This is a genomic window from Dehalogenimonas etheniformans (assembly GCF_014672715.2).
Classification (GTDB): Bacteria; Chloroflexota; Dehalococcoidia; order Dehalococcoidales; family Dehalococcoidaceae; genus Dehalogenimonas; species Dehalogenimonas etheniformans.
Map to the genome: position 1 here is coordinate 57421 of NZ_CP058566.2, position 21292 is coordinate 78712.

A 21292-nucleotide genomic window follows, 5' to 3' on the forward strand; every position below is an offset into this window, starting at 1 on the left:
GTTCAAATTCACCTTCTCGTCGAGAACCTCGATTGAAAACAAATCTCGGGGCGTCGGCGGAGAACGAAGAATCGCCATTCCACCATAGTGGATTTTTCCAGATGGGGTAGCATAGAGGTCCTGCGCTTCACTCAGGACGACATACGAGGAAAACATGGCACTATTATAGCACACATGTTCATTAGAGTTGTCAAGCGTCTCGTGTCGTTTTTTGTGCCATTTTCAAAAAATATTTTGGCAAAAAAGCTACCACAAATGCGCGGGCGGGTTAAAATCCGCCCCTACAGGGAGCGTTTTGCGAGGGATGCCTCACAGTCGGCAACAAGGTTTTGCAAGCCGCAGGCGAGACAGGGAGAATCGTGGCAGTCGCCAGTGGATTCGCCGGACAGGGCGCGTTTATACTCCCGTCTCAAATAACCCTCGGTGACGCCGGTCTCGATGTGCGACCACGGGAAGACCTCATCCAACGGCCGCTGCCGGCGGGCGTAGAAGGCGGGGTCAAGGCCGAATTCGGCGAAGGCATCAGCCCAGCGCTGCCAGGAGAAAAATTCCGTCCAACCATCCAGCATGCTGCCGCGTTTCCAGGCCGAGTGGATCACTTTCGACATACGCCGGTCGCCGCGGGAGATAGCCGCCTCGAGGAGGCTGGCTTTGGGCTCCGACCACGATAGTTTAATGCCCTTGCTCCTTATACGATCGAGCAGGTGGCGTTGCTTAACAACGATAGTCTCCTCATCATCCTGGGCCGCCCATTGGAATGGGGTGTGGGGCTTGGGAATGAAGGTGGACAGACTGACACGCAGAGTTGGCCGGCGGCCGGGGGCGTTACTACCAAGGGCATATACCTTATGCAGAGTGTCGGCCATCTCCGAAAGATCGTCGAGAGTTTCTGTCGGTAAACCCAGCATGTAGTAAAGCTTCATGCCCGTCCAGCCACGGTCGAAAGCCGCTTGAGCGGTGGCAAAAAGGGCTTCGTCCGGGATGATTTTGTTGATCACATTCTGGAGGCGAGGCGAAGCGGCTTCCGGTGCGAAGGTCAGGCCGCTTTTGCGGCCTTCAGGAAGACTCTCGACCAGCGACACCGAACCGGGTGTGACCCGTAGCGAAGGCAGAGAAATGGCGATGTGCCTGCCTGAATAGCGATCGGCAAGTTTGCTCACCAAACCATCGATGTCATCGTAATCAGATGTGGAAAGCGAAAGAAGCGAAATTTCATCGTAGCCGCAATTGGATATGATCTCATCGGCGGCATCGATTACTTCCTGGTGGGGGCGCTGTCGGGTGGGGCGATAGACAACGCCTGCATGGCAGAAACGGCAGCCCCGGACGCAACCTCGGGAGATCTCGATGACGCCTCGGTCCTGCACAGCTTCGATGTATGGGACAACCGGTTTGGTTATCGGTGGAGGAAGTTTTTGGACGATGCGACGGGTGATTATGGCAGGGGCAACCGGATTGTTTGGAGTTACCGAAGCAACAGTGCAGTCGTCTTTGGATTTCACGTCATAGAACGAGGGGATATATAAACCGTCTACAGCTGCCAATTTTTCAAGAAGCCCGGTTTTACCACCCGGCTCGCCGTCGGTTTTCCAACCGCAGTAAACATCGATAAATTCGGAAATAGAGTCCTCGCCGTCACCGATGAAAAAGACATCAACGAAATCAGAGACCGGTTCGGGATTGAACATCGAGGTACCGCCAGCGACCACCAAGGGGGAATCTTCTCCTCGATCAGCCGCCCAAACCGGGATACCGGCGAGGTCAAGCATTTCCAGCATCGTGGTGAAAGACAGTTCGGCGCCCAGAGAGAAACCGACGACATCGAAGTCACGGACCGGACGGAAATTCTCGAGAGACAAAAGGGTCAGCCCATTGTCCCGTATAGCCTTGATCATATCAGGCCAGGGCATGTAGGCGCGTTCAGCGAGGGCGTCATGCCGCCTGTTGATGATATCATAGAGAATGGGGAGAGAAAGATTGGAGAGGGCGACTTCATAAAGATCAGGGAAGCAAAGGGCTATCCTGACCGGAGTCGCGTCGAAATCCTTGACAATAGCATTAACCTCGCTGCCGGTGTAGCGGGCGGGTTTTTGGACTTTATATAAAATGGAATCGGGGTAAGACAATCAATGACTCCATTGATAAGAATTCAAGGTATTCGGGGCTCTGAGATTCTTCACTTCGTTCAGAATGACATTTACGTTTTAACTTCATCGAGGTCTGCAAGATGGAAAACCATGCCGTCGCGGGCGGCGATCACGCGAATGCCGGTTCTTTCGGTCATATCCGCGGCAACCTCCCACGGATGCGCTTTCCAGACGTTCATACCGAAATGTGTCAGGATGGCGGCTTTGGGCTTGATGCCGGCGATGATTTTCTTCGCCTCGTCCAGGGTCAGGTGATCGACGGTGGGTCTCGGCTCAGTCAAGACGACGTTAATGATCAGTAAGTCGGCGCCCTTGTAAACATCGATCAATTTATCGAAATATCGGGTGTCCGTAATGTAGGCGATGGTGCGCCCGTCTGCATGGAAAACAATCCCATAGGTCTCAACGGGGTGATGGTGCTGCAACGGCGTCTCGAACTTGAGACCATCGAGTTCATACTTGCCGCCTTCTTTAAGAACCACAACTTCATTGAGGAACTTTTTTACGTATGAGTAGATGACGGGCTCGGGCCCGAAGGCATCGGATGGCGCATAAAATTTACCCTTGCCGCGGAAACCGCCGCCGGTCATGGCTTCGATCATGACGTTGACGTCGCCGGAATGGTCGAGGTGGCGGTGGGAGAGGATGATAGCATCCAGGGTCTCGGCACGGAGCTTGCGCTTGTTTACCTGGACGATGCATCCCGGGCCCGGGTCAACCAGAACATTCTTCCCAGATAGGGACATCCACATTCCGCCGGACGCCAGAATCTGGAGGGCAACCATGATGCGGGCGCCGCCCGTGCCTAAAAAAGTGATGCTATCGTCGCGGGGTTCAGTCATGACCGGCAAAGTATAGCAGAATCCCTACCCACCACCCATACTCCACAAACCGGAAATCCGAATATCGTCCCTCGACAAGCTCAGCACCGAATAAATTCAAATGACCAAAATCCAAAACTGGTACGCCGGGTTTAAGGAGGGCTGGAATCGGCCGGGTTGCGCTGCTGGGCTAACCGGGAGATCTGGTCAATTTGGGATTTGTCGAAAGACACCTTGGTCTGGGGGAAGGGTATTTCGATGCCGTTTTCGTCGAAGGCTTTCTTTAGACGCAACCGGAGTTCGCCGGCGACCTGCCACTGCTTATTCGGCCGGGTGTCCCCCACGATCTTGATTTCCACACCGGAATCAGCGAGATTCTCGACCCTGAGAACCTGAGGCGGTGAAATTATTATTGGGCTGTAATTCTCATCGGCAGCCAGCTCTTTACCGACCTTATTGATCACGGCGATAGCCTTCTCAAGATCGGTCCCATAGTCTACGGAAACATTGATATTGACCCTGGCCCATTCACGGGTGAAATTGGACACTGTGGTTATCAAGCTATTAGGAATTATATGAACGATGCCATCAAGATCACGTAGCACGGTGCGCCGCATGTTGAAGTCCTCAACCTGGCCGGAAATATCGACGATCTTAACTACATCACCGGGGTTGAACTGGTCTTCAAGCATGATAAACAGGCCATTTAAAGTATCTTTGATCAGGCTCTGGGCGCCGAAACCGATAGCGATACCGGCGACGCCGGCGCTGGCGATGAGCGGTCCGATGTTGATATTCAATTCTGATAAGACCATGAAGGTAGCTATGGTGAAGATCGCCACGCCCAGGGCACCGATGAGAACGCTAAGGATGGATTTAATGCGGCGGAGCTCATCTTCCTTGGGCAACCGGTCAACACGGGCGCGAAGTTCGACCAGGCGGCGAACGACGCGGGAGAGGAATACTTTGATTATCTGATAGAAAATCCAGGAGCCGACGACGATCAGCAAAATCCGTGCGCCATGGCTGCCTATCCAAGAACCGATGGAATCTATGAGATCTCCCCAATCAATCATGATTTCGCAGTATACAAAAGAACACCGAAAATTGGAACTCCCGGTGAAAAAATTGAAGGGTTAAGGCCAGGTGGGTTTACCGGTGCGAACTTCCTCTCCGAGGCGGCTGACCGAAGTGACGCCCTTGACACCTTCCATTTTCGAGATCAGGCGGGCCAGTTGGGTCAGTCCCTTGGTCTCGATGTCCAGGCTGATGGCGGTCACACGGTCGGGGCTCTCGGCTACGGTCATGCCGGTGATATTGATCTTTTCATCCGCGATCAGAGTAGAAATATCGCGCACCAGGCCGACCCTGTCCCAGGCCAATATCTGGAGACGGGTTGGGTAAAGCTGGTCGGCGGTACCCCACTGGACAGGGATCAAGCGCTCGGGTTCTTCTTCCTTGAGGACATTGTAGCAGTCGGTCCGATGGATGGTGACCCCCTGGGAACGGGTGACATAGCCGATGATATCCTCGCCGGGAATAGGATGGCAGCAGCCGGCGATCTTGGAGACGATGTCGCCGATGCCCATGACTGAAACGCCAGACGTCGGGCCTTTGCCAGACGAAGACGGGGCTGAAACCGGGAGAGCGCTGGGCTCTACAACAGGCTTCGGCCCCTCCGAGGCGGCGATCTGGGCCATGGCGATGGTGTGGGCCGACAAACCGCCGTAACCGATGGCGGCGTAGAATTCGTCGACGTTTTCGTAGTTGTTCTGGTGGGCCAGGCTCTTCAGTTCGGGGATCTTGATGCCGAGATGGCGGAACTCCTTCTCCAACTGCTCCCGGCCTTTTTCGATGTTTTCAGTCCGCTCCTGCTTCTTGAACCACTGGCGGATCTTGGTTATGGCATGAGAAGTTTTCACGTAGCCGAGGTTGGGATTCAGCCAGTCCCGTGAAGGGCCCTTGTCTTTCTTGGTAGTGACGATCTCAACGACATCGCCATTCCTGAGACGATAATCCAAGCCGACCAATTTGCCGTTGATCTTGGCGCCGACGCAGCGGTGGCCGAGCTCAGTGTGGACGCGATAGGCGAAATCGAGAGGCGTGGCACCCTTGGGCAAATCTTTAATTTCGCCGCCGGGGGTGAAAACGAATACCTGGTCGTTGAAGATATCGGTCTTGACCGATTCAAGGAACTCCTCGGCGCCCGACAGGTCGCGGTGCCAGTCGACAAGCTGCCGCAGCCAGGAGATGCGGTCTTCGGACTTTACCGCGGCTTTTTCGCCTTCCTTGTAGCGCCAATGGGCGGCGACGCCATATTCCGCCAGGCGGTGCATCTCATAAGTCCGGATCTGGATCTCGAGAGGGGTGCCGCCGACCGAAACCACCCCGGTGTGGAGGGACTGGTAGCCGTTAGGCTTGGGATTGGCGATATAGTCGTCAAAGGTGCTCGGAATGGGGTGCCAGATGGCATGTACCGTCCCCAGGGCGGTGTAACACTCCCGGACCGAATTGACCAGCACCCTGATGGCTAAAAGGTCGTAAATCTCGTCTATCTGGCGTCCTTGGGCGGTGTATTTTTCTGCCTTCTGGTGCAGAGAATAGATGTGCTTGGCGCGTCCTGTGATCTCGGCTTTTAGGCCGGATTTTTCGAATTCGCCCCGTAAAACCTCGATAACCTTATTAATGAACTCCTCGCGTTCAGTCCGTTTGGATGAGATAAGCCTGGCCAGGGACTTGTATTCGGTGGGCTCTAGGAATCGGAAGGCGAGGTCCTCAAGCTGCCACTTTATTTCCCAGATGCCGAGGCGGTGGGCGAGGGGAGCGTAAATCTCGAGAGTTTCGCGGGCGGTAGCCTTCTGGTTCTCCGGCGGCATGGCATCCAGGGTTCGCATGTTGTGAAGCCGGTCGGCAAGCTTGATGAAGACGACACGGAGGTCTTCTGCCATGGCCACGAGCATCTTGCGGAGGTTCTCGGCTTGCCGTTCGTACGTAGTGTTACCGGAAAAACGCGTCTCGCCCGGGGCAGCCAGTTGCAGTTTGGCCAGCTTGGTGACCCCGTCGACAAGCTTGGCGACGTCCTTGCCGAAAAGCTCCTCGATTTTACTCAGGGGTATCGTGGAGTCCTCGGGAACGTCGTGGAGCAAAGCGGCTTTGATCGCCGTGGAATCTAGCTGAAGCTCAGCAAGGGTCAAGGCGACGGAGAGAGGGTGCTCGATGAAAGGTTCGCCGCTCTTGCGGGTCTGGCCTTCATGGGCTTTGGCCGCGAAGTCATAAGCCGATCTTATCAACTCGACTTTTTCCGTGGGCAGGTAGCGGGTGGTAGCTTCTAAGAGGGTGGTTACTTCCATGAATTTACCATAAAGTGACGAATGCTTAAGTATAGCGTAAATGCCGACAGCTGTCAGCAAGGTACATAAAGCAAAATCCTAATATCTAATACTAAATCCTAAATAAATCCAAATGATAAAAATCAAAATCCAAAACGGGAAACGAACGTTGAACCACAGCCGGGATTGAATCCAGTGTTATAATTCATCCGAATTTGTTCAGATGAAAAGAATTCATAAGATATTAATCTCGACAACAGTAGGAATTTTGATCCTAGCTTTAGTGTGGCCAGTGATGGACTATGGAATTTATTTCACCGGCCCTATAGAGACTTTGATGGGTGTGGTGACGGTTTTATTGGGGGTTGGAGGAGCGCTACTTTTAAGCTATGCGGCGCACGAGATTCATCCCGCCCTGGTACCAATCCTTTGGGCGGCTTTATTTTTAGTCACACTTGCCCGTTTCCTGGCGGGGAATAGCGAAGGGCTAATGGAAGATTTGGCGTGGATATTTTTCCTCGGTATCCCAGGAATTGTGTTGCTGATAGTCGGCTTAAGAGTGCTGGTAAAAGCCCGCGGATCGGCTGATAAAACCAATCGTTAATCCGGCAGATCACCGTTCTGCCCTGATTTTCCTCACCCGGCTCCAAATGAACCACACAACAAGCCCGACCCCGGCAATAACGATCGGGATATCGAATGGCCGCATGACCTCGCGGATTTTTTCCCAATTCTGGCCCAGGAGGTAGCCGCCCCAGGCTAAACCGGTCGACCAGGGCAATGCCCCGAGGAACGAAAAGGCGAAAAACCGCTTCAGATTCATGCGGGCGATGCCGGCAGGCAGGCTGATGAAGGTACGGACGGCGGGCAATAAGCGGGAGAAAAAGGCGGTGACATCGCCGTATTTTTGAAACCAATGGTCGGTCCGGGCTATTTCCTCTGAAGTTATCAAAAAGTATTTGCCGTAGTGCTCAAGGAAGCCCCTGCCGAACCTGGCACCTGCCCAGTAGGCAACTCCAGAACCCGCCAAATTGCCCATGGCGCCAATCAAACCGATAAGAAGTATATATTCCCAGCCGAGGCCTTTGTCGGCAACGAGCATCCAACCGGCAAGGGGCATGATGATCTCGCTGGGCAGCGGAATACAGGCGCTCTCGATAGCCATAAGAACAAAAACGCCACCCCACCCCATGGCATCATAGGCGCTGCGGATAAAATCGAGGATTGCCTGTTCCAGAGAGCCTCCAAAAGCCTGCTAGCCGATGATTGTACCGAAAAAGCAGAACAATTATCTAATCGAGAGCCTCAGTTGTTGGGATTCTCCAGCCCTCACCTTAATCCTCTCCCACGAGGCCGTGGGCGATGAGATTAGATATCCAGGTTCTTGACGTGTTGAGCGTGCGCCTGGATGAACGCCTTCCGCGGCGGGACCTCGTCACCCATAAGGAGGTTGAATGTGGCGTCGGCGCGGGCGGCGTCCTGGACTTCAACGGTCAACAAGGTGCGGGAGGCGGGGTTCATAGTGGTGTTCCAGAGCTGCTCGGCGGACATTTCGCCAAGACCCTTGTAGCGCTGAATGTCCACGTTCTTGCCCTTGAACTCTTTTAAAGCCTCCGCTTTTTCGTTGTCGGAGTAAACCCAGCGTTCGTTCTGTCCCTGCTTGATGCGGTAGAGGGGCGGCTGGGCGATGTATAGGCCGCCGCCAGCGATGAGCTTGATCATGTGCCGGAAGAAGAAGGTCAGTAACAGGGTGCGGATATGAGCGCCGTCAACGTCGGCATCGGTCATCAGGACGATACGGTGGTAGCGCAATTTATTGTGGTCAAAATCATCGTCGATGCCGGCTCCCAGGGCGGTGATGATAGCCCGGATTTCCTCGTGGGACAACATCTTGTCAGGCGCGGCTTTTTCTACGTTCAGGATCTTACCGCGGAGGGGCAGGATGGCCTGGAAACGACGGTTGCGGCCTTGCTTGGCGGAGCCGCCGGCGGAGTCACCTTCCACCAGGAAAAGCTCGCACAGCGAGGGCTCTTTCTCCGAACAATCGGCCAGCTTGCCGGGCAGGGTGCCACCATCGAGGGAGTTCTTCTTGATAATGAGGTCCCGGGCCTGGCGGGCGGCTTCCCGGGCGCGGGCAGAGGTAAGAACCTTGTCAATGATCTTTTTGGCATCATCCGGGTGTTCTTCAAAATAAAGAGTCAACTGGTCGAGTACGGCGCTTTCGACGATGCTCTTCATTTCGGCGTTGCCGAGCTTGCCCTTGGTCTGGCCTTCAAATTGTGGTTCGGAGAGCTTCACGGAAACGATGGAGACCAAGCCCTCCCGGGAGTCCTCGCCCGAAATAGACGGATCAGACTCCTTGACCAGCTTGTTCTTTGAGGCGTAATCGTTCAGGACGCGGGTCAGGGCGGAGCGGAAGCCGGTTAAATGGGTACCGCCATCCTGGGTGTTGATGCAGTTGGCAAAGGAAAAACTGGTTTCGGAGTAGCCGTCGTTGTACTGCATGGCGACTTCGACGATGGTGGGATCCGCCTTTTTGTAGATCGAGATCGGCATGCGGTTGATGACGCCGCGGTTATGGTTCAAATGGCGGACAAACCCGGTAAGGCCGCCCTCGAAATAGAATGTTTCCTCGACGTCGCCACGTTTATCAACCAGGGATATTTCGAGGCCTTTATTCAGATAGGCGATCTCGCGGATTCGCTCGGCTAGGGTCTTATACTCGTAAACTGAATCGTCAAAGATCTTCGGATCGTATTTGAAACTGGTAATGGTACCGGTGCCGCACGACTCGCCGACTACGGCGACAGGGGCGACCGGGATGCCCTGGCGGTATTCCTGGCGATAGAGTTTGCCATCCTGCTTGACCTCGACGCGGACCCATTCGGACAGGGCGTTGACCACCGAGGCGCCGACGCCGTGGAGGCCGCCGGAGACCTGGTAGGTTTTGCCGCCGAATTTGGCACCGGCGTGGAGGACGGTCATGACCGTTTCCAGGGCGGAGACGCCAGTGGTCTTGTGAATGCCAACCGGGATGCCGCGCCCGTTATCTTCGACAGTGACCGACTGGTCAGGGTTGATCGTGACCTCGATCTTGTCGCAGTAGCCGGCCATGGCCTCGTCGACCGAGTTGTAAACGATTTCATAAACGAGGTGATGCAGACCGCGGTAATCGGTGGAGCCGATATACATGCCCGGGCGCTTGCGAACGGCCTCGCGACCGCCGAGAACCTGGATGTCTTCAGCCGTATAAGATGCCGCTTTTTCAGCGTCGGTGTCGTCTAAATGATTGTTTTCCATCATCACTGCCTTAAAGGGATTTTAATAAAGAAAAGGCCGCCATCGAAACGATCGGCGGCGTAACTCTGCGTTCGAATTTCATGCGCTTCTAGCTGTTGAATTATACCATTTTAAAGGGGAGGGAGGCAAAGTTTAGATTGTCAGCAGTCAGCTGTCAGCGATCAATTTGGAACGAAGGTTTCCAACCGCAGATTGCTTCGTCGTTTCGCTCCTCGCAACGACATTGCCGTCGCTTCGGACTCGGCGAGGATGTATTGGAGGAAAGTGTTACCATGCCATGCGATAAATACGCTCGATGTCTTCCTGCTCGAGAGGAGTCGGATTGTTCTTAATCCATGGTGAGGACACCTTAGCAAGGCGCGCAAGGTCCGAAAATCTATCTTTAGATACGCCGAGGTTTTCTAATCGAAGACGCATGCCAATGTTTTTCAGCCAATCTTCAACGGCTTTCTGTCCATCGCTTGCGCCAAAAACCCGCTCGCCAAGCAGGCAAATTCGATCGGCTCTCTCGCGAGACAGATCGGCAAGCCAGGCCGGAAGGAGGGCTACCAACCCTTCACCGTGGGGGATGTCATATAAGCCGGAAAGAGGGTGTTCAATGCCGTGGAGAGTCATGGAACCATCGCCGCCGCCAAGACTGGCGAAAGAGGAACAGGCCATGGTGGAAGCCCAGGCCAGGGCGCGGCGGGCCTCCCTGTTGCGCAGGTCGGCTTTTACGATCGGGAGATATTTGACAACGGTCCGGAGCATCGCCTCGCGCCAGCCGTCGTTCAGGGGTTCGGGGTGGGAGGCAGTTATGTAAGGCTCGACGGCATGGCAGAAGATGTCGACGCCGCCAGCCAGGGTCGGCGCCAGGGGGAGTGATGAAGTGAGTTCCGGATCAACAATAGCGATTTTAGGTAGCAATGAAGAGCGCGATACGACGCTTTTTTGATGGGTAGTCCAATTGGTGATGACGGCGGCAGAGTTGACTTCAGAACCGGAGGCGGAAACAGTCGGCACCATGATCAATGAAGGTACTTTGCCGGGCGGGTTATCACGGGTGGTGATGTAATGCCAGATGGACTTATCGCCAGCCGAGGCGAGGGCAACACCCTTTGATGCGTCCATGGCGGAGCCGCCGCCCAGGGCAATGACAACATCGATTTTTTCGCCGCGGGCAATCGCCGCTCCCTGATCGATGGTGGAGGCGCGGGGATTGGGTTCGACTTTGTCGAAGAGGATGACCTCTAAACCGGCACTCTCGAGCATGTCGGCGGCCTTATCCAAAAGACCGAGCCTACGCATCGTTTTCTGGCCTGACACTATCATGGCACGACGGCCAAATTTGGCCGCTTCATCGCCCAGGCGGGCGAAGGTCCCCTCGCCGAAGATGAGACGGGTAGGGAGATTAAATTCGGTGACAGACATTAAACTTACCTTTCCGTGGCTAATTCTCTTTCAATTAATGCGATCGCGATATTGAATGCCTTGATCCTTCTTACCGCCAACGTGTATTGGGAAGAACCTTCCTTGAAGTTTGGCTGAATTTTCTCAATCTGACGAATTATCAATGGTAAAGTTCGGAGAGCTTCTTCTAAATCTTCTCTGGGATAATTTTCGGTGATATCCTGCTTCGGCATTCTGGCTATTAGTGATGACGACAATCGAAGGACTTTGAGCCTTTGAGAAACCATCGTTAATTGAGGGGTGCGGGGAGGCTGTTTTTGGGAAAGTGTTGCCTGAACTTTCTCGCTTTTACGAATCGCTGAAAACAGCGCCTTTTGGGCTGATTCCAATTCGGTTTTCGTGAATGCACTCATTCTCGTCATTTACACTGCACGGGCACTATATACCGTGCCCCTGCGGCTGGTTGCGGTCCTTGAGCCACTGGCGCTTCTGGGAAAGGCGAACCGCTTCATCGGTCGGCTTGTAGTCCGAAAGGAAGGTGCGGGAAAAGTCAGCGTAGCGCTCTTCGAGGATAGCCTGGCGGATATTGGCCATCAGTTTGTTCATGAAAAAAAGGTTGTGTATCGTGGCGAGGCGGTAGGCCAGTAATTCCTTGGTTCGGAAAAGGTGATGAATATAGCCGGCAGAAAAATTACAGCAGGTGTAGCAGCTGCAATCTATTTCGATGGGGTTTCTTTCGCCTTCATAGCGGGCGTTGGCGATATCGATGCGGCCGGCCCGGGTGAACAATGCGCCGTTTCTGGCGACGCGGGTCGGTAGGGCGGAATCGAACATGTCAATGCCTACCTCGACCCCGCGAACAATATCCTCCGGGGAACCAACGCCCATCAGGTAGCGGGGTTTGTCAACCGGCAGGACATCGCTAGTGGCGGCGGTGATCTCGACCGTCTGGTCCTTGCTCTCGCCGATGGCCAGGCCACCGATGGCGTAGCCCGGGAAGTCGGCATCGATCAAGCCTTCTGCGGAACGGCGGCGGAGATCGGCGTGGAGTCCACCCTGCACAATTGGGAATAATGCCTGGTCGGGACGAGTCTTGGCGGTTTTACAACGGCCTGCCCAAGCCTGGGTGCGTTTCACGGCGGATTCGATGACCTCGCGGGAGGCTTCCACGGGAGGGCACTCGTCGAGGGCCATGATGATATCGGCGCCGAAAATCTCCTGATACTTAATAGCCAGTTCCGGGCTGAAGAAGTGCTCCGAGCCATCGAGATGAGAGCGGAAAGTAACACCTTCATCTGACATTTTCCGGAGAGGTGACAGTGAAAACACCTGGTAGCCCCCGGAATCGGTCAACAGGGCTCCGTCCCAGCCCATGAACTTATGGACCCCGCCATAACGAGCAATGACATCGGTGCCGGGGCGGAGGTAAAGGTGGTAGTTGTTAGCCAAGATCAGTTGATACCCGAGGTCTTTGATCTCGTCGGGCGTGAGCGTTTTAACCGTCGCCTGGGAGCCCACCGGCATGAAACAGGGGGTTTCGACGGCGGCGTGGGGAGTCGTCAGGATCCCGGCGCGGGCGGCGCCAGATTTTTCGAGCAGGAAAGAAAATTCAGTCATTAATGCATCCTATCAAGAAGCAGGATTTTCAACAATCCAAGATGATAATTTCTTAAAAAAGGTTTATCAGGTAGCGTCGAAGCACATAGTGAATTATCGAAAGCAGTCCTGCGAAAAGAAGGACGAACAAAATGGGCGCCCAACTCAATCCAGCTAAGAGAAGACCGATGGAGGTAGCGGCGGCAGGGGGATGCTCCGTATTGGTAACAGCCATGAGAAACATTGAAAGAGCAATGGCGCAGGCAAATGTCAAGGCCAGTAGCACCGTCGATTCATTAATATTGACTGAAAGACTGTCGACGAACAATAAATGGGAGACAGTGCCTGAAATTAAACCGACGGTATGGCCGCCGATAAGACGCCGGGGGCGAGCGGTCATGGTGTGGGGCATCGAGAAAACGATAAAGGTGCTAGCACCCAAGGCCGCTACGATAACCACCTGCGTAACTTTTTCGACAAAGAGAAGAACGACGAAAAAGGTAGCCAGGGCTAAGATGCTCTGGACGATGTAAGCCCAGGGGTTCTTTTTAAAATGCGGATCAAGGATTTCCATATATCAGACACCAGATGCGGGCCGGTTTTCGTCCAGGAAATCCTGGAGGATGACGGCCGCGGCCACCGCGTCATCGCGCTCTTTGAAAAAAGTCTTTTTCTTCTTGCGGTTGGCTTTCATGATCTCCTGGGCGTCGGCGGTGGAGAACCGCTCGTCCTGGAAAAGTACCGGAACATCGGTCATGGAAGCGATCCGGCCGGCAAAATGCTGAACGTGCTCGGCCTGGGAGCCTATATGGCCGGTGAGGAGGCGAGGCAATCCGATCACGACCTTGCCGGCGCGATATTCATTGACCAGTTTGGCCACTGTCTCGGCGTCGGAAACTTCGTCGCGTCGTTCCAGAACGACCAGAGGCCGGGCGATAATGCCCATCGGATCGGAAAGGGCTACTCCGAGCCATTTGTCGCCGACGTCAAGACCTATAATGCGTTCAAGCATGGGAGGAGAATTCTACCAACAAACCAATACTAACATTATACAGATTTCAAATCGCCCCAGCCCCGAGCTCGGCATGCCATGCCCCTGAAAAAGGGGACGCCCCTCACCTTCAGTTCCTCTCCCACTCGGGGAAAGAGGAAAATCGGAGGGATTATTTGATGAATTCGTTGACTGCGTCCAGCGCGGCGGCGAGTTTGGTCGCATCCCGGCCGCCACCCTGGGCAAGATTGGGACGGCCTCCACCACCGCCGCCGGCGATTTCCGACAGTCTCTTGATGATGCTGCCGGCATGGTAGCCCACCGAAACCAGTTCCGGCGCCACAACGCAAAGGAACACAGGTTTATCGGAGTAAGTCGAACCCAGTACGATCAACGCGGGCGCCAGCCTATCACGCAGGATATCAGCCATATCGCGCAATGTATCGATGTCGGCCTCACCGACGGCGGCCACCAGGAGTTTGCCGCCCTTGATAGGCCTGGCGGCCGACAATAGGGATAAGGCATCTTTTCTTGCCAGCTCCTTTTTGAAAACGTCGACCTGGCTCTTACCATTTTCGATCTCGGTCTGGAGGTCCCGTGTCTTGTCGTTCAGCAGCTTGACCTGTTGGCGCACAAAGGCTTCGGCGCCGCGGCCGGTAACGGCCTCTATGCGGCGGAGTCCCGCGCCGACCGACGATTCGGCCACAATCTTAAAGAAACCAATCTCGCCTGTGGTCTTGATATGGGTGCCGCCGCAGAGTTCGGCCGATAACTGCTGATCAGCGCCGATGGATAAAACCCGCACCGTCTCGCCGTATTTTTCACCGAAGAGGGCGGTAACGCCGGTTTTAAGGGCCTGCTGATAACTGGTTTCCACGGCCGCTACTGGGTGATTTTCACGAATATGTTCATTAATAATGTCCTCGACGCTAGCTATCTCCTCCGCGGAAACGGCCTTCAAGTGCGAGAAGTCGAAGCGCAGCCTGTCAGGGTCTACCACAGAGCCCCTTTGTTGAACGTGTTGACCCAAAACCTCTCGCAGCGCGGCCTGGAGGAGGTGGGTCGCAGTATGGTTACGGGCGATATCGTAACGACGCGGCACATCGACTCTGGCAAGCGCCTCGTCACCGATCTTGATCTCGCCCCGGCTGAGGTAACCCTGGTGCAGGACCACGCCGGGGGAGAGAGCGACGGTATTGGTGACGATGAACGAACTTTCGCCTGAAGTGATCTCGCCGATATCGCCGACCTGGCCGCCCATCTCGGCGTAAAAGGCGGTCTTGTCCAGGATCAAGCCGCCTTCCTCACCTTCCCGGATGACATCGGCGCTGGAGTTGTTTTTCAAGATACCGTCAACGGTGGCATACTGCGACAGGGTGTCGTAGCCAGTGAAACAGGTGGTGCTGAACGAATGGCGGGCGTGCGCCTCCTTACTCAATTCGAACTTGTGCGAAGCGCGCGCTTTCTCTTTCTGTTGGGACATTTCATAGTTGAAGCCTTCAGCGTCAACTTCAAAACCAGCCGCGGAGGATATCTCCGAGGTGAGATCGAGCGGGAACCCGTAGGTATCATAAAGTTTGAAAGCCTGTTCGCCGGTGATCTTGCGGCGCAGCAACGCTGCCTCCGAGACCATCATTTCTTCAAGAAGGCGCATGCCGGTAATTAGGGTTTCGGCGAAACGAGACTCCTCCCGGGCAACAAGCTCGGTGATAAAGTTGCGGCGGGCTGCCAGTTCAGGGTAGACCGGGCTCATGCGCTCGATAACGGTCTCGACGAGGGGCACCATGAAGGGCTTGTCCAAGCCAAGGTTGCGGCCGAACAGGGCGGTTCTGCGGAGCAGCCGCCTCAGCACGTAGCCGCGGCCTTCATTCGACGGAATGACGCCGTCGGCGATCAGGAAGGTTATGCTGCGGGAATGCTCGGCCACTATGCGCATGGCGCGGTCGATCTCCGGGCTGGAACCATATTTTTTACCCGAAACCGTTGCCACTTTATCGAGCAGGTAATCGAACCGGTCGGTCTGATAGACTCCGGATTTGCCTTGCATGATGGTGGTCAGGCGCTCAAGGCCCATTCCTGTATCGATGCTGGGATTTTTAAGCGGAATCCGGCTCCCCGATTTGTCCTGGTCGAACTGGACGAACACCAGGTTCCAGATCTCGCAGAAGCGGCCGCATTTGCAGGCGGGGCCGCAATCAGGCTGGCGGCAGCCGACGCCCTCACCGAAGTCGTAATGAATCTCGGAACAAGGGCCGCAAGGACCGGAATCCCCCGCCGGACCCCAGAAGTTGTCTTTCTCGCCGAGGCGAACGATCCTGTTGTCCTGCACTCCCTTTGCTTGCCAGAATTTCACCGCCTCATCGTCGTCGAGGTATACAGTGGTCCAAAGACGATCGGCCGGAATTTTCAGCCGTTGAGTTACAAATTCCCAGGCGAAGTCGATGGCCTCTTTTTTAAAATAGTCACCGATCGAGAAATTCCCCAGCATCTCGAAAAAGGTCAGGTGCGACGCATCGCCGACGGAATCGATATCGGTGGTGCGGAAGCACTTCTGGCACGTGGTAAGGCGGGACGCCGGCGGCTTTTCCTTACCCAAAAAGTAAGGTTTGAACTGCACCATGCCGGCTGTCGTCAGGAGCAGTGTCGGATCACCGTGGGGTATGAGTGACGATGACGGCAGTATCTTGTGGGCTTTTTCAGCGAAGTATTCAAGGAAAAGCGCGCGAAGCTGGTCACCGGTAAAAGGCATAGAATCAGCACCTATCGAAATCGTTTGGATTTAGATTGTAGGGGAGGGGTATGGGGATGTCAATTAAATGAAAGCCGTTCCACGTTTGGGATACATCCTGGATACAGGGCAGCCCGGCACAAGCGACCGGAAATGGGAACGTCTGGAAGCACGCCGTCCGCCGGCGGTTTGCAGGGCCAAAAATGAGGCGAGGTTAAGAGTTGTTTTGAAAAAATAAGTGGCAAAATCTGATGATAATTTTCAAAATACGTTCAAAACTCTGAATACTGGGGTATTGACAAGGTGTGGGAACGGGCTTATAATAAGCGAAAAGTTAGGGAATAATTAGGAAATAATAAGGGAGGTACTCAGTCTATGTGGTTGGTAATCGGTCTCGTCCTCGGCGCTCTCCTGATCTGGCTCGTCTCCTTCATGAAGAGCAAGGGCATGGCTTTCCGCTGGTATGAATGGATCATCGGCATAATCGGTCTGGCCCTGCTTCTCTTCACCATCCAGAACTACTTCGGTTCTCAGGCTGAACTCGAACCCAAGGCCGCCAACATGTTCCTGCTGGTAACCGGTCTGCCGGCCGTGATCTTCCTGGCCATCACTTGGCAGTTGGTCATCCGCCACAAGAAGACCGCCTAAGCTCAACAATTGAATATCGCAGTCACAGGGGGAGTCGAGAGACTCCCCCTTCTTGTTGTCCAGAGTTGCCGAGGCCTGCCGGCAGGAACCTATGTCAAAACTGGCGTTAAAGGAGCTCCGCTGGCAAGTTCGGCCACCAGCAAATCCAGGGCGAGTTCCTCATCCATGCGACCGGTCTTAGCGGCCAGATCGGCTTCGAGAAGCCGGCTATAAACATCTTTTAATCGGCTCATAGTGAAACGCGCCGCCTGGTCCTGGGTCTTCTTCCACACGAAATCAGCCAGGAGTCCCAGCTTTCTCCGGATTTCGAGATCTTTGCTGCCACGGCTTTTTAATTCTTTGTACTGGATAACCAGACGCAACTGCCGGGACAACATCGACAGCACGTAACTCGCCGACAGGCCTTTCACCTTGAGATTTTCGAGGGTTTCGGTTGCTGTTTTCAAACGCGTTTCGAAGATGGCATCGACGAGAGCGAAGATGTTCGACTCACCGGCGTAGCCGACCAAGGTCTTAACGTCGTTGTCGGTGATCGGGCGGCCGGCGGCGAACAGCACCAGTTTTTCGATCTCGCCGGCGACAGCCCACAAATCGGCGCCAACGTATTGGACCAGCAGGTTGATGGCCATTGGGGTAATGGCGCCCCCGGCGTCCATGACCCGGCGCCCGATCCATTCTTTCAACCTGGGCTTGTCGAGCATCGGGAATTCGTGTACTTCGACCTTGTCAGCGAGATACTTGAACAGCGGATTGTTCCGCGAAAGCTCGGTTTCGATCAGGATGATGGCGGTGGAAGGCGGCGAATTGGTGATGGCGCTGGCAAAAACTTCCGGGTCGTCGATCTTCGAGGCTTTTTTGAGCGTCCCGTCGCCGGCAGAGAAACGGGCCAGCAAGCCGGTGACCACCACGAGCCGGCACGGCGTGAGGAAGGGTAGGGCGTCGACGGTAAGCTTGAATTCTCCCGGCTTGAGTTTCGCTCCTTCGAAAACGCTGGTGGCAGAAGCTAGGACGGCGGGGTCGCCGAGCGACGCCTTGATCGAGGCGAGCTTAAGCTTCAAAGAAAAATCGTCAGGCCCGGCCAGTAGATAACGCAATGCGGCTCCTTGACGGAAAGTGGCTTCATTTTAACACACCGGCAGACGCTATCAACGCAGCGCCAACGGAAGAAAAACGGCAGACGGCGAAATCATCGGTGGAAAGAGCCCAACCAGCCCCGGGTCATTTGCCCGAGAATATTTGGCGCAGTTCTTCCTCGGCGTCGGTCGGAGTCACGGCGATGATCTGATCGCCGGGTTTGAACACCGTATCGCCGCGCGGGACAAAAGGCTTTTCCCCGTTACGTATGACCAGCCCCAACACCGCTTTGTTGGGCAACAGCAGTTCGTTAAGCGCTTTGCCCACTGCGGCGGAGCCGGACGCGGCGCGAATTTCCAGTATCTCCATCTCCCGGTTGTCACCGGTAAGGCAGAAGAGATGCGTCAGCGGGTGCGACGGGACCTCGTGCTCGATGCGCTCCAGGATGATATTGGTGGAGTTGACGGTGACATCAACGCCCAGTTGCTTGAAGATCTGTTCGTTCCGGGGCACCCGGACGCGGGCGATGGTGCGGGGCACGTTGAAGCGGTATTTGGCAACCTGACAGGCGACCAGGTTGTCCTCATCCTCGCCGGTGGTGGCGATAAGGAGATCAGCTCTGCCCGTGCCCGCCTCCGCCTGGATGGCTGTTTCACAGGCGTCGCCGCGGAGGCAGATGCTGCCCAGTTCCTTGTTGATCTTCTCGCACACGTCGGCGTTTTTCTCGATGAGGAGCGTCTCATGGCCTTCGCCGAGAAGAGCCTTGGTCAGTGAATAACCTAACCGGCCGCCGCCGACGATAATTATGTACATTTAGCTCTCCAGCTTCTCTTTGAGCATTTCGGCAAGGACGGTGGTGGGGCTGATGGCCTCCAGGCCGAGGACGGAATAAAGGTCCCGGCGCATAGGGTCGTAAATGCGGCAGACGACCTTTTTGACATTGAAAATCTTCTGGGCGATCTGTGCGGCCATGACGTTGCGGTTGTCTTCCTGGGTCACGGCGACGAAGGCATCGGCTTCCTCGATACCAACCCGGCGGAGGACGTCTTCATCCAACCCGTCACCAAGGAGCGCCTCGCCCTTAAAATCGGGAGGCAAACGGCGGAAGCTGTAGGCATCGGTATCCAGGGTGGTGACGCTGTGGCCCTCCTGGTCCAATAACGCAGCCATTTGTGCACCGACCCGTCCGCATCCCATTATAATCACTTTCATGCCGGGACTCCTTACAACGATGCCGGGCGGTGGTTCAGAATGACGCGGCACGGGGCATGCTGCAGGATGTAAGGCACCACGTCTCCCAGGCTGAACTCACCGAAACGCGTCTTATAGGCCGAACCGATGACGATGGCATCGGCTTTTTGTTCTACGGCTTCATCGACGATGGCGGGGGCTACCAACCTGGCCTGCAGTAGGTTGGTCTCGATGGGATAATTGAATTTCTTGGCAAGATTTTCAAACCTGGCCAGAATCGCTTCAGATTTGGCGATCTCAGATTCGACCTCGGCGTCCAGCGGCAGAGACCGGTCGATCGAGATGATATTGGTTACGATGACCTTGACGTCGCCGGTTATGCGAGCCAACTGGCAGGCCATCTCGAGGGCATCTTCGTCTTCCGGCCGCCCGGCAACAGGAACTAGTATAGTGCGAAATTTATTCATAGTTCGCCGAGGCGGATGCGCATATGTATCAGGCTATTATAAACGGCCCGCAACCCCTTGGCAATAGTTGGACACATTTTGTAGTCCGTCTGGGAAAAGATGCCGGTTTAAGCCCTAAATCTCGGTCGATTAATGAATAAAAAGCGATATTTGTTAGTAACGGCGCCAGAAAGGGGGAGCGAACAAAACCAACAGTGCGAAAATCTCAAGACGACCAGCCAGCATAAAAAAGCACAAAGCTGCTTTGCCGATACCGGGTATGTGCTCAAAGTTGCCATAAGGACCAACAGCCCCGAAACCCGGGCCGAAGCTACTCATGCAGGAAGCCACTGATGAGATAGCCTCCTCGAAGGGCAGCCCCAATGCTGCCATAAAGACAAAACCACCCCAAAGCAACCCGAAATAAAACACTGTCAAGCCTATTGTGCGTGATACCGTCGCCTCCTGCAGCGTAGTGTCACCGATCTTAAGTGGGACAATGACAGCAGGATTGATTGCCTGGAGGATTCGCCTGTAGGCGTATTTAAAGAGGATTATCAACCTGATTATTTTCAGGCCGCCGGCGGTGGACCCCGCCGAAGCGCCGATAACCATTAGAACCAAGATGAGCGAACGGGAAAAACCAGGCCAAGCGTCATAATTGGCGGAAGTGAACCCTGTGGTGCTGCTTGCAGAGAGAATATTGAAACTGCTTTGTCTGAAGCTTTCCAGCACTCCTAAACCTTTGTTGAAGATCAGGTCCAGATTGACCAGCGCAACCGAAACCAAGATGATCAGGACCCAAAAACGCAATTCGGGGTTGCCGAAGAAGCGTGTCCACCGGCGGCGGAGGATCAACCAGATAAACAGGGCGAAATTGATCCCGCCTAGGAACATGAATACCATGATGATGATCTCGGCAAGCAGGTTATGATAGCTTTCGATTGACAAATTTGTTGCCGCAAAGCCGCCCGTGGAGACCGTGCTTAAGGCGATGGTAGCGGCATCGAACAGCGGCAGGCCAGTGAATACCAGCAATAAGATCTGAATTGCAGTCAGGCACACATAGATAATAATGATGATTCTGGCAGTATCCCGGATGCGGGAGGTTAAACGTTCTCCTGCGTATCCCCCCGGCGCCTCCGCTTCTAATAATCGCGACGCCCCGAGGCCAAAAAGCGGAAATAGTGAGACGAAGAGGGTAATGATGCCCAAACCGCCGAGCCATTGTGTGAAAGAGCGCCAAACGAGGATACTGTGAGGTTTATCGGCGATACTCGAGAATATCGTGGCTCCGGTGGTTGTGAAGCCGCTCATGGTTTCGAAGAAGGCATCCAGGAAATTGGGAACCACGCCGCTAAGGAGATAAGGGAGCGCCCCAAATATCGTCGCTGTGATCCAAACGCCAACCACCAACACCATCGCATCACGGCGAGAGAGTTGAGTTCTAACGCGCCTGGTAGCCAGTGTGATCGAACCGCCGATGACGACCGCCAAGCCCATGACCACAGCAAAGGCAGGAGCGGCTTCAAGTTCATGGGACGCTGCAGCCACCAGCAGGGGGATCATCATCGTGGCGCCGATGACAGTAGTAAGGAGTCCCAGGTATCGGAGTATTGCCGAGAAGTTCAT

At 54.8% G+C, this 21292-nt stretch carries 19 protein-coding genes; 2 read left to right on the plus strand and 17 right to left on the minus strand.

Going from position 1 to position 21292, the window contains the following annotated elements; genetic code table 11:
- Positions 1–281 precede the first annotated feature (281 nt).
- The 4 genes from HX448_RS00340 to HX448_RS00355 form a co-directional block, all read right to left on the minus strand.
- Positions 282–2126, minus strand: a complete 1845-nt coding sequence (locus HX448_RS00340) for a TIGR03960 family B12-binding radical SAM protein (protein WP_102331136.1) — start codon at positions 2124–2126, stop codon at positions 282–284.
- Between the two features lie 71 nt (positions 2127–2197).
- Entirely contained in the window at positions 2198–2989 is a 792-nt protein-coding gene (locus HX448_RS00345) for an MBL fold metallo-hydrolase (RefSeq protein WP_102331324.1), read from the minus strand.
- Positions 2990–3120: 131 nt separating this feature from the next.
- Positions 3121–4044, minus strand: a complete 924-nt coding sequence (locus HX448_RS00350; protein ID WP_102331137.1) for a mechanosensitive ion channel family protein — start codon at positions 4042–4044, stop codon at positions 3121–3123.
- 60 nt (positions 4045–4104) lie between these two features.
- Positions 4105–6318 carry a RelA/SpoT family protein gene (locus tag HX448_RS00355; RefSeq protein WP_102331325.1) on the minus strand — a complete coding sequence of 738 codons (2214 nt, stop codon included), beginning with the start codon at positions 6316–6318 and terminating at the stop codon, positions 4105–4107.
- Between the two features lie 202 nt (positions 6319–6520).
- On the opposite strand from HX448_RS00355, the gene HX448_RS00360 reads away from it, so the two are divergent.
- A complete protein-coding gene (locus HX448_RS00360) occupies positions 6521–6901 on the plus strand; it encodes a hypothetical protein (RefSeq protein ID WP_104201595.1) in 381 nt (126 codons plus the stop codon).
- A 9-nt stretch (positions 6902–6910) separates the two neighbouring features.
- On the opposite strand, the gene HX448_RS00365 is transcribed toward HX448_RS00360, so the two are convergent.
- The 8 genes from HX448_RS00365 to alaS form a co-directional block, all read right to left on the minus strand.
- Positions 6911–7489, minus strand: a complete 579-nt coding sequence (locus HX448_RS00365; RefSeq protein ID WP_102331139.1) for a DedA family protein — start codon at positions 7487–7489, stop codon at positions 6911–6913.
- 176 nt (positions 7490–7665) lie between these two features.
- Positions 7666–9600, minus strand: coding sequence for a DNA topoisomerase (ATP-hydrolyzing) subunit B (gene gyrB, locus HX448_RS00370; RefSeq protein WP_226846784.1), 1935 nt, complete (start codon positions 9598–9600; stop codon positions 7666–7668).
- 264 nt (positions 9601–9864) lie between these two features.
- Positions 9865–11007 (minus strand): iron-containing alcohol dehydrogenase, encoded by a 1143-nt coding sequence (locus HX448_RS00375; RefSeq protein ID WP_102331141.1) that lies wholly within the window; start codon positions 11005–11007, stop codon positions 9865–9867.
- Positions 11008–11012: 5 nt separating this feature from the next.
- Positions 11013–11375, minus strand: a complete 363-nt coding sequence (locus HX448_RS10405; RefSeq protein ID WP_226846786.1) for a hypothetical protein — start codon at positions 11373–11375, stop codon at positions 11013–11015.
- A 49-nt stretch (positions 11376–11424) separates the two neighbouring features.
- Positions 11425–12603 carry a tRNA guanosine(34) transglycosylase Tgt gene (gene tgt / locus HX448_RS00385; protein ID WP_102331142.1) on the minus strand — a complete coding sequence of 393 codons (1179 nt, stop codon included), beginning with the start codon at positions 12601–12603 and terminating at the stop codon, positions 11425–11427.
- Positions 12604–12655: 52 nt separating this feature from the next.
- Positions 12656–13156: an HPP family protein gene (locus HX448_RS00390; RefSeq protein WP_102331143.1), complete on the minus strand. Its 501-nt coding sequence runs from the start codon at positions 13154–13156 to the stop codon at positions 12656–12658.
- Between the two features lie 3 nt (positions 13157–13159).
- Complete coding sequence (ruvX, locus tag HX448_RS00395) at positions 13160–13594, minus strand: Holliday junction resolvase RuvX (protein WP_102331144.1); 435 nt, start codon at positions 13592–13594, stop codon at positions 13160–13162.
- A 151-nt stretch (positions 13595–13745) separates the two neighbouring features.
- Positions 13746–16322 (minus strand): alanine--tRNA ligase, encoded by a 2577-nt coding sequence (gene alaS / locus HX448_RS00400; RefSeq protein WP_102331145.1) that lies wholly within the window; start codon positions 16320–16322, stop codon positions 13746–13748.
- A 354-nt stretch (positions 16323–16676) separates the two neighbouring features.
- On the opposite strand from alaS, the gene HX448_RS00405 reads away from it, so the two are divergent.
- Positions 16677–16949 carry a dehalogenase gene (locus tag HX448_RS00405; protein ID WP_102331146.1) on the plus strand — a complete coding sequence of 91 codons (273 nt, stop codon included), beginning with the start codon at positions 16677–16679 and terminating at the stop codon, positions 16947–16949.
- Positions 16950–17038: 89 nt separating this feature from the next.
- On the opposite strand, the gene holA is transcribed toward HX448_RS00405, so the two are convergent.
- The 5 genes from holA to HX448_RS00430 all read right to left on the minus strand — a co-directional run bounded on the left by holA (position 17039) and on the right by HX448_RS00430 (position 21292).
- Complete coding sequence (holA, locus tag HX448_RS00410; protein WP_102331147.1) at positions 17039–18043, minus strand: DNA polymerase III subunit delta; 1005 nt, start codon at positions 18041–18043, stop codon at positions 17039–17041.
- Between the two features lie 124 nt (positions 18044–18167).
- Positions 18168–18836, minus strand: a complete 669-nt coding sequence (locus HX448_RS00415; RefSeq protein WP_102331148.1) for a potassium channel family protein — start codon at positions 18834–18836, stop codon at positions 18168–18170.
- Positions 18837–19235, minus strand: coding sequence for a potassium channel family protein (locus HX448_RS00420; RefSeq protein WP_102331149.1), 399 nt, complete (start codon positions 19233–19235; stop codon positions 18837–18839).
- Between the two features lie 11 nt (positions 19236–19246).
- Positions 19247–19681, minus strand: coding sequence for a universal stress protein (locus HX448_RS00425; protein WP_102331150.1), 435 nt, complete (start codon positions 19679–19681; stop codon positions 19247–19249).
- Between the two features lie 153 nt (positions 19682–19834).
- Positions 19835–21292, minus strand: a complete 1458-nt coding sequence (locus tag HX448_RS00430; protein ID WP_102331151.1) for a TrkH family potassium uptake protein — start codon at positions 21290–21292, stop codon at positions 19835–19837.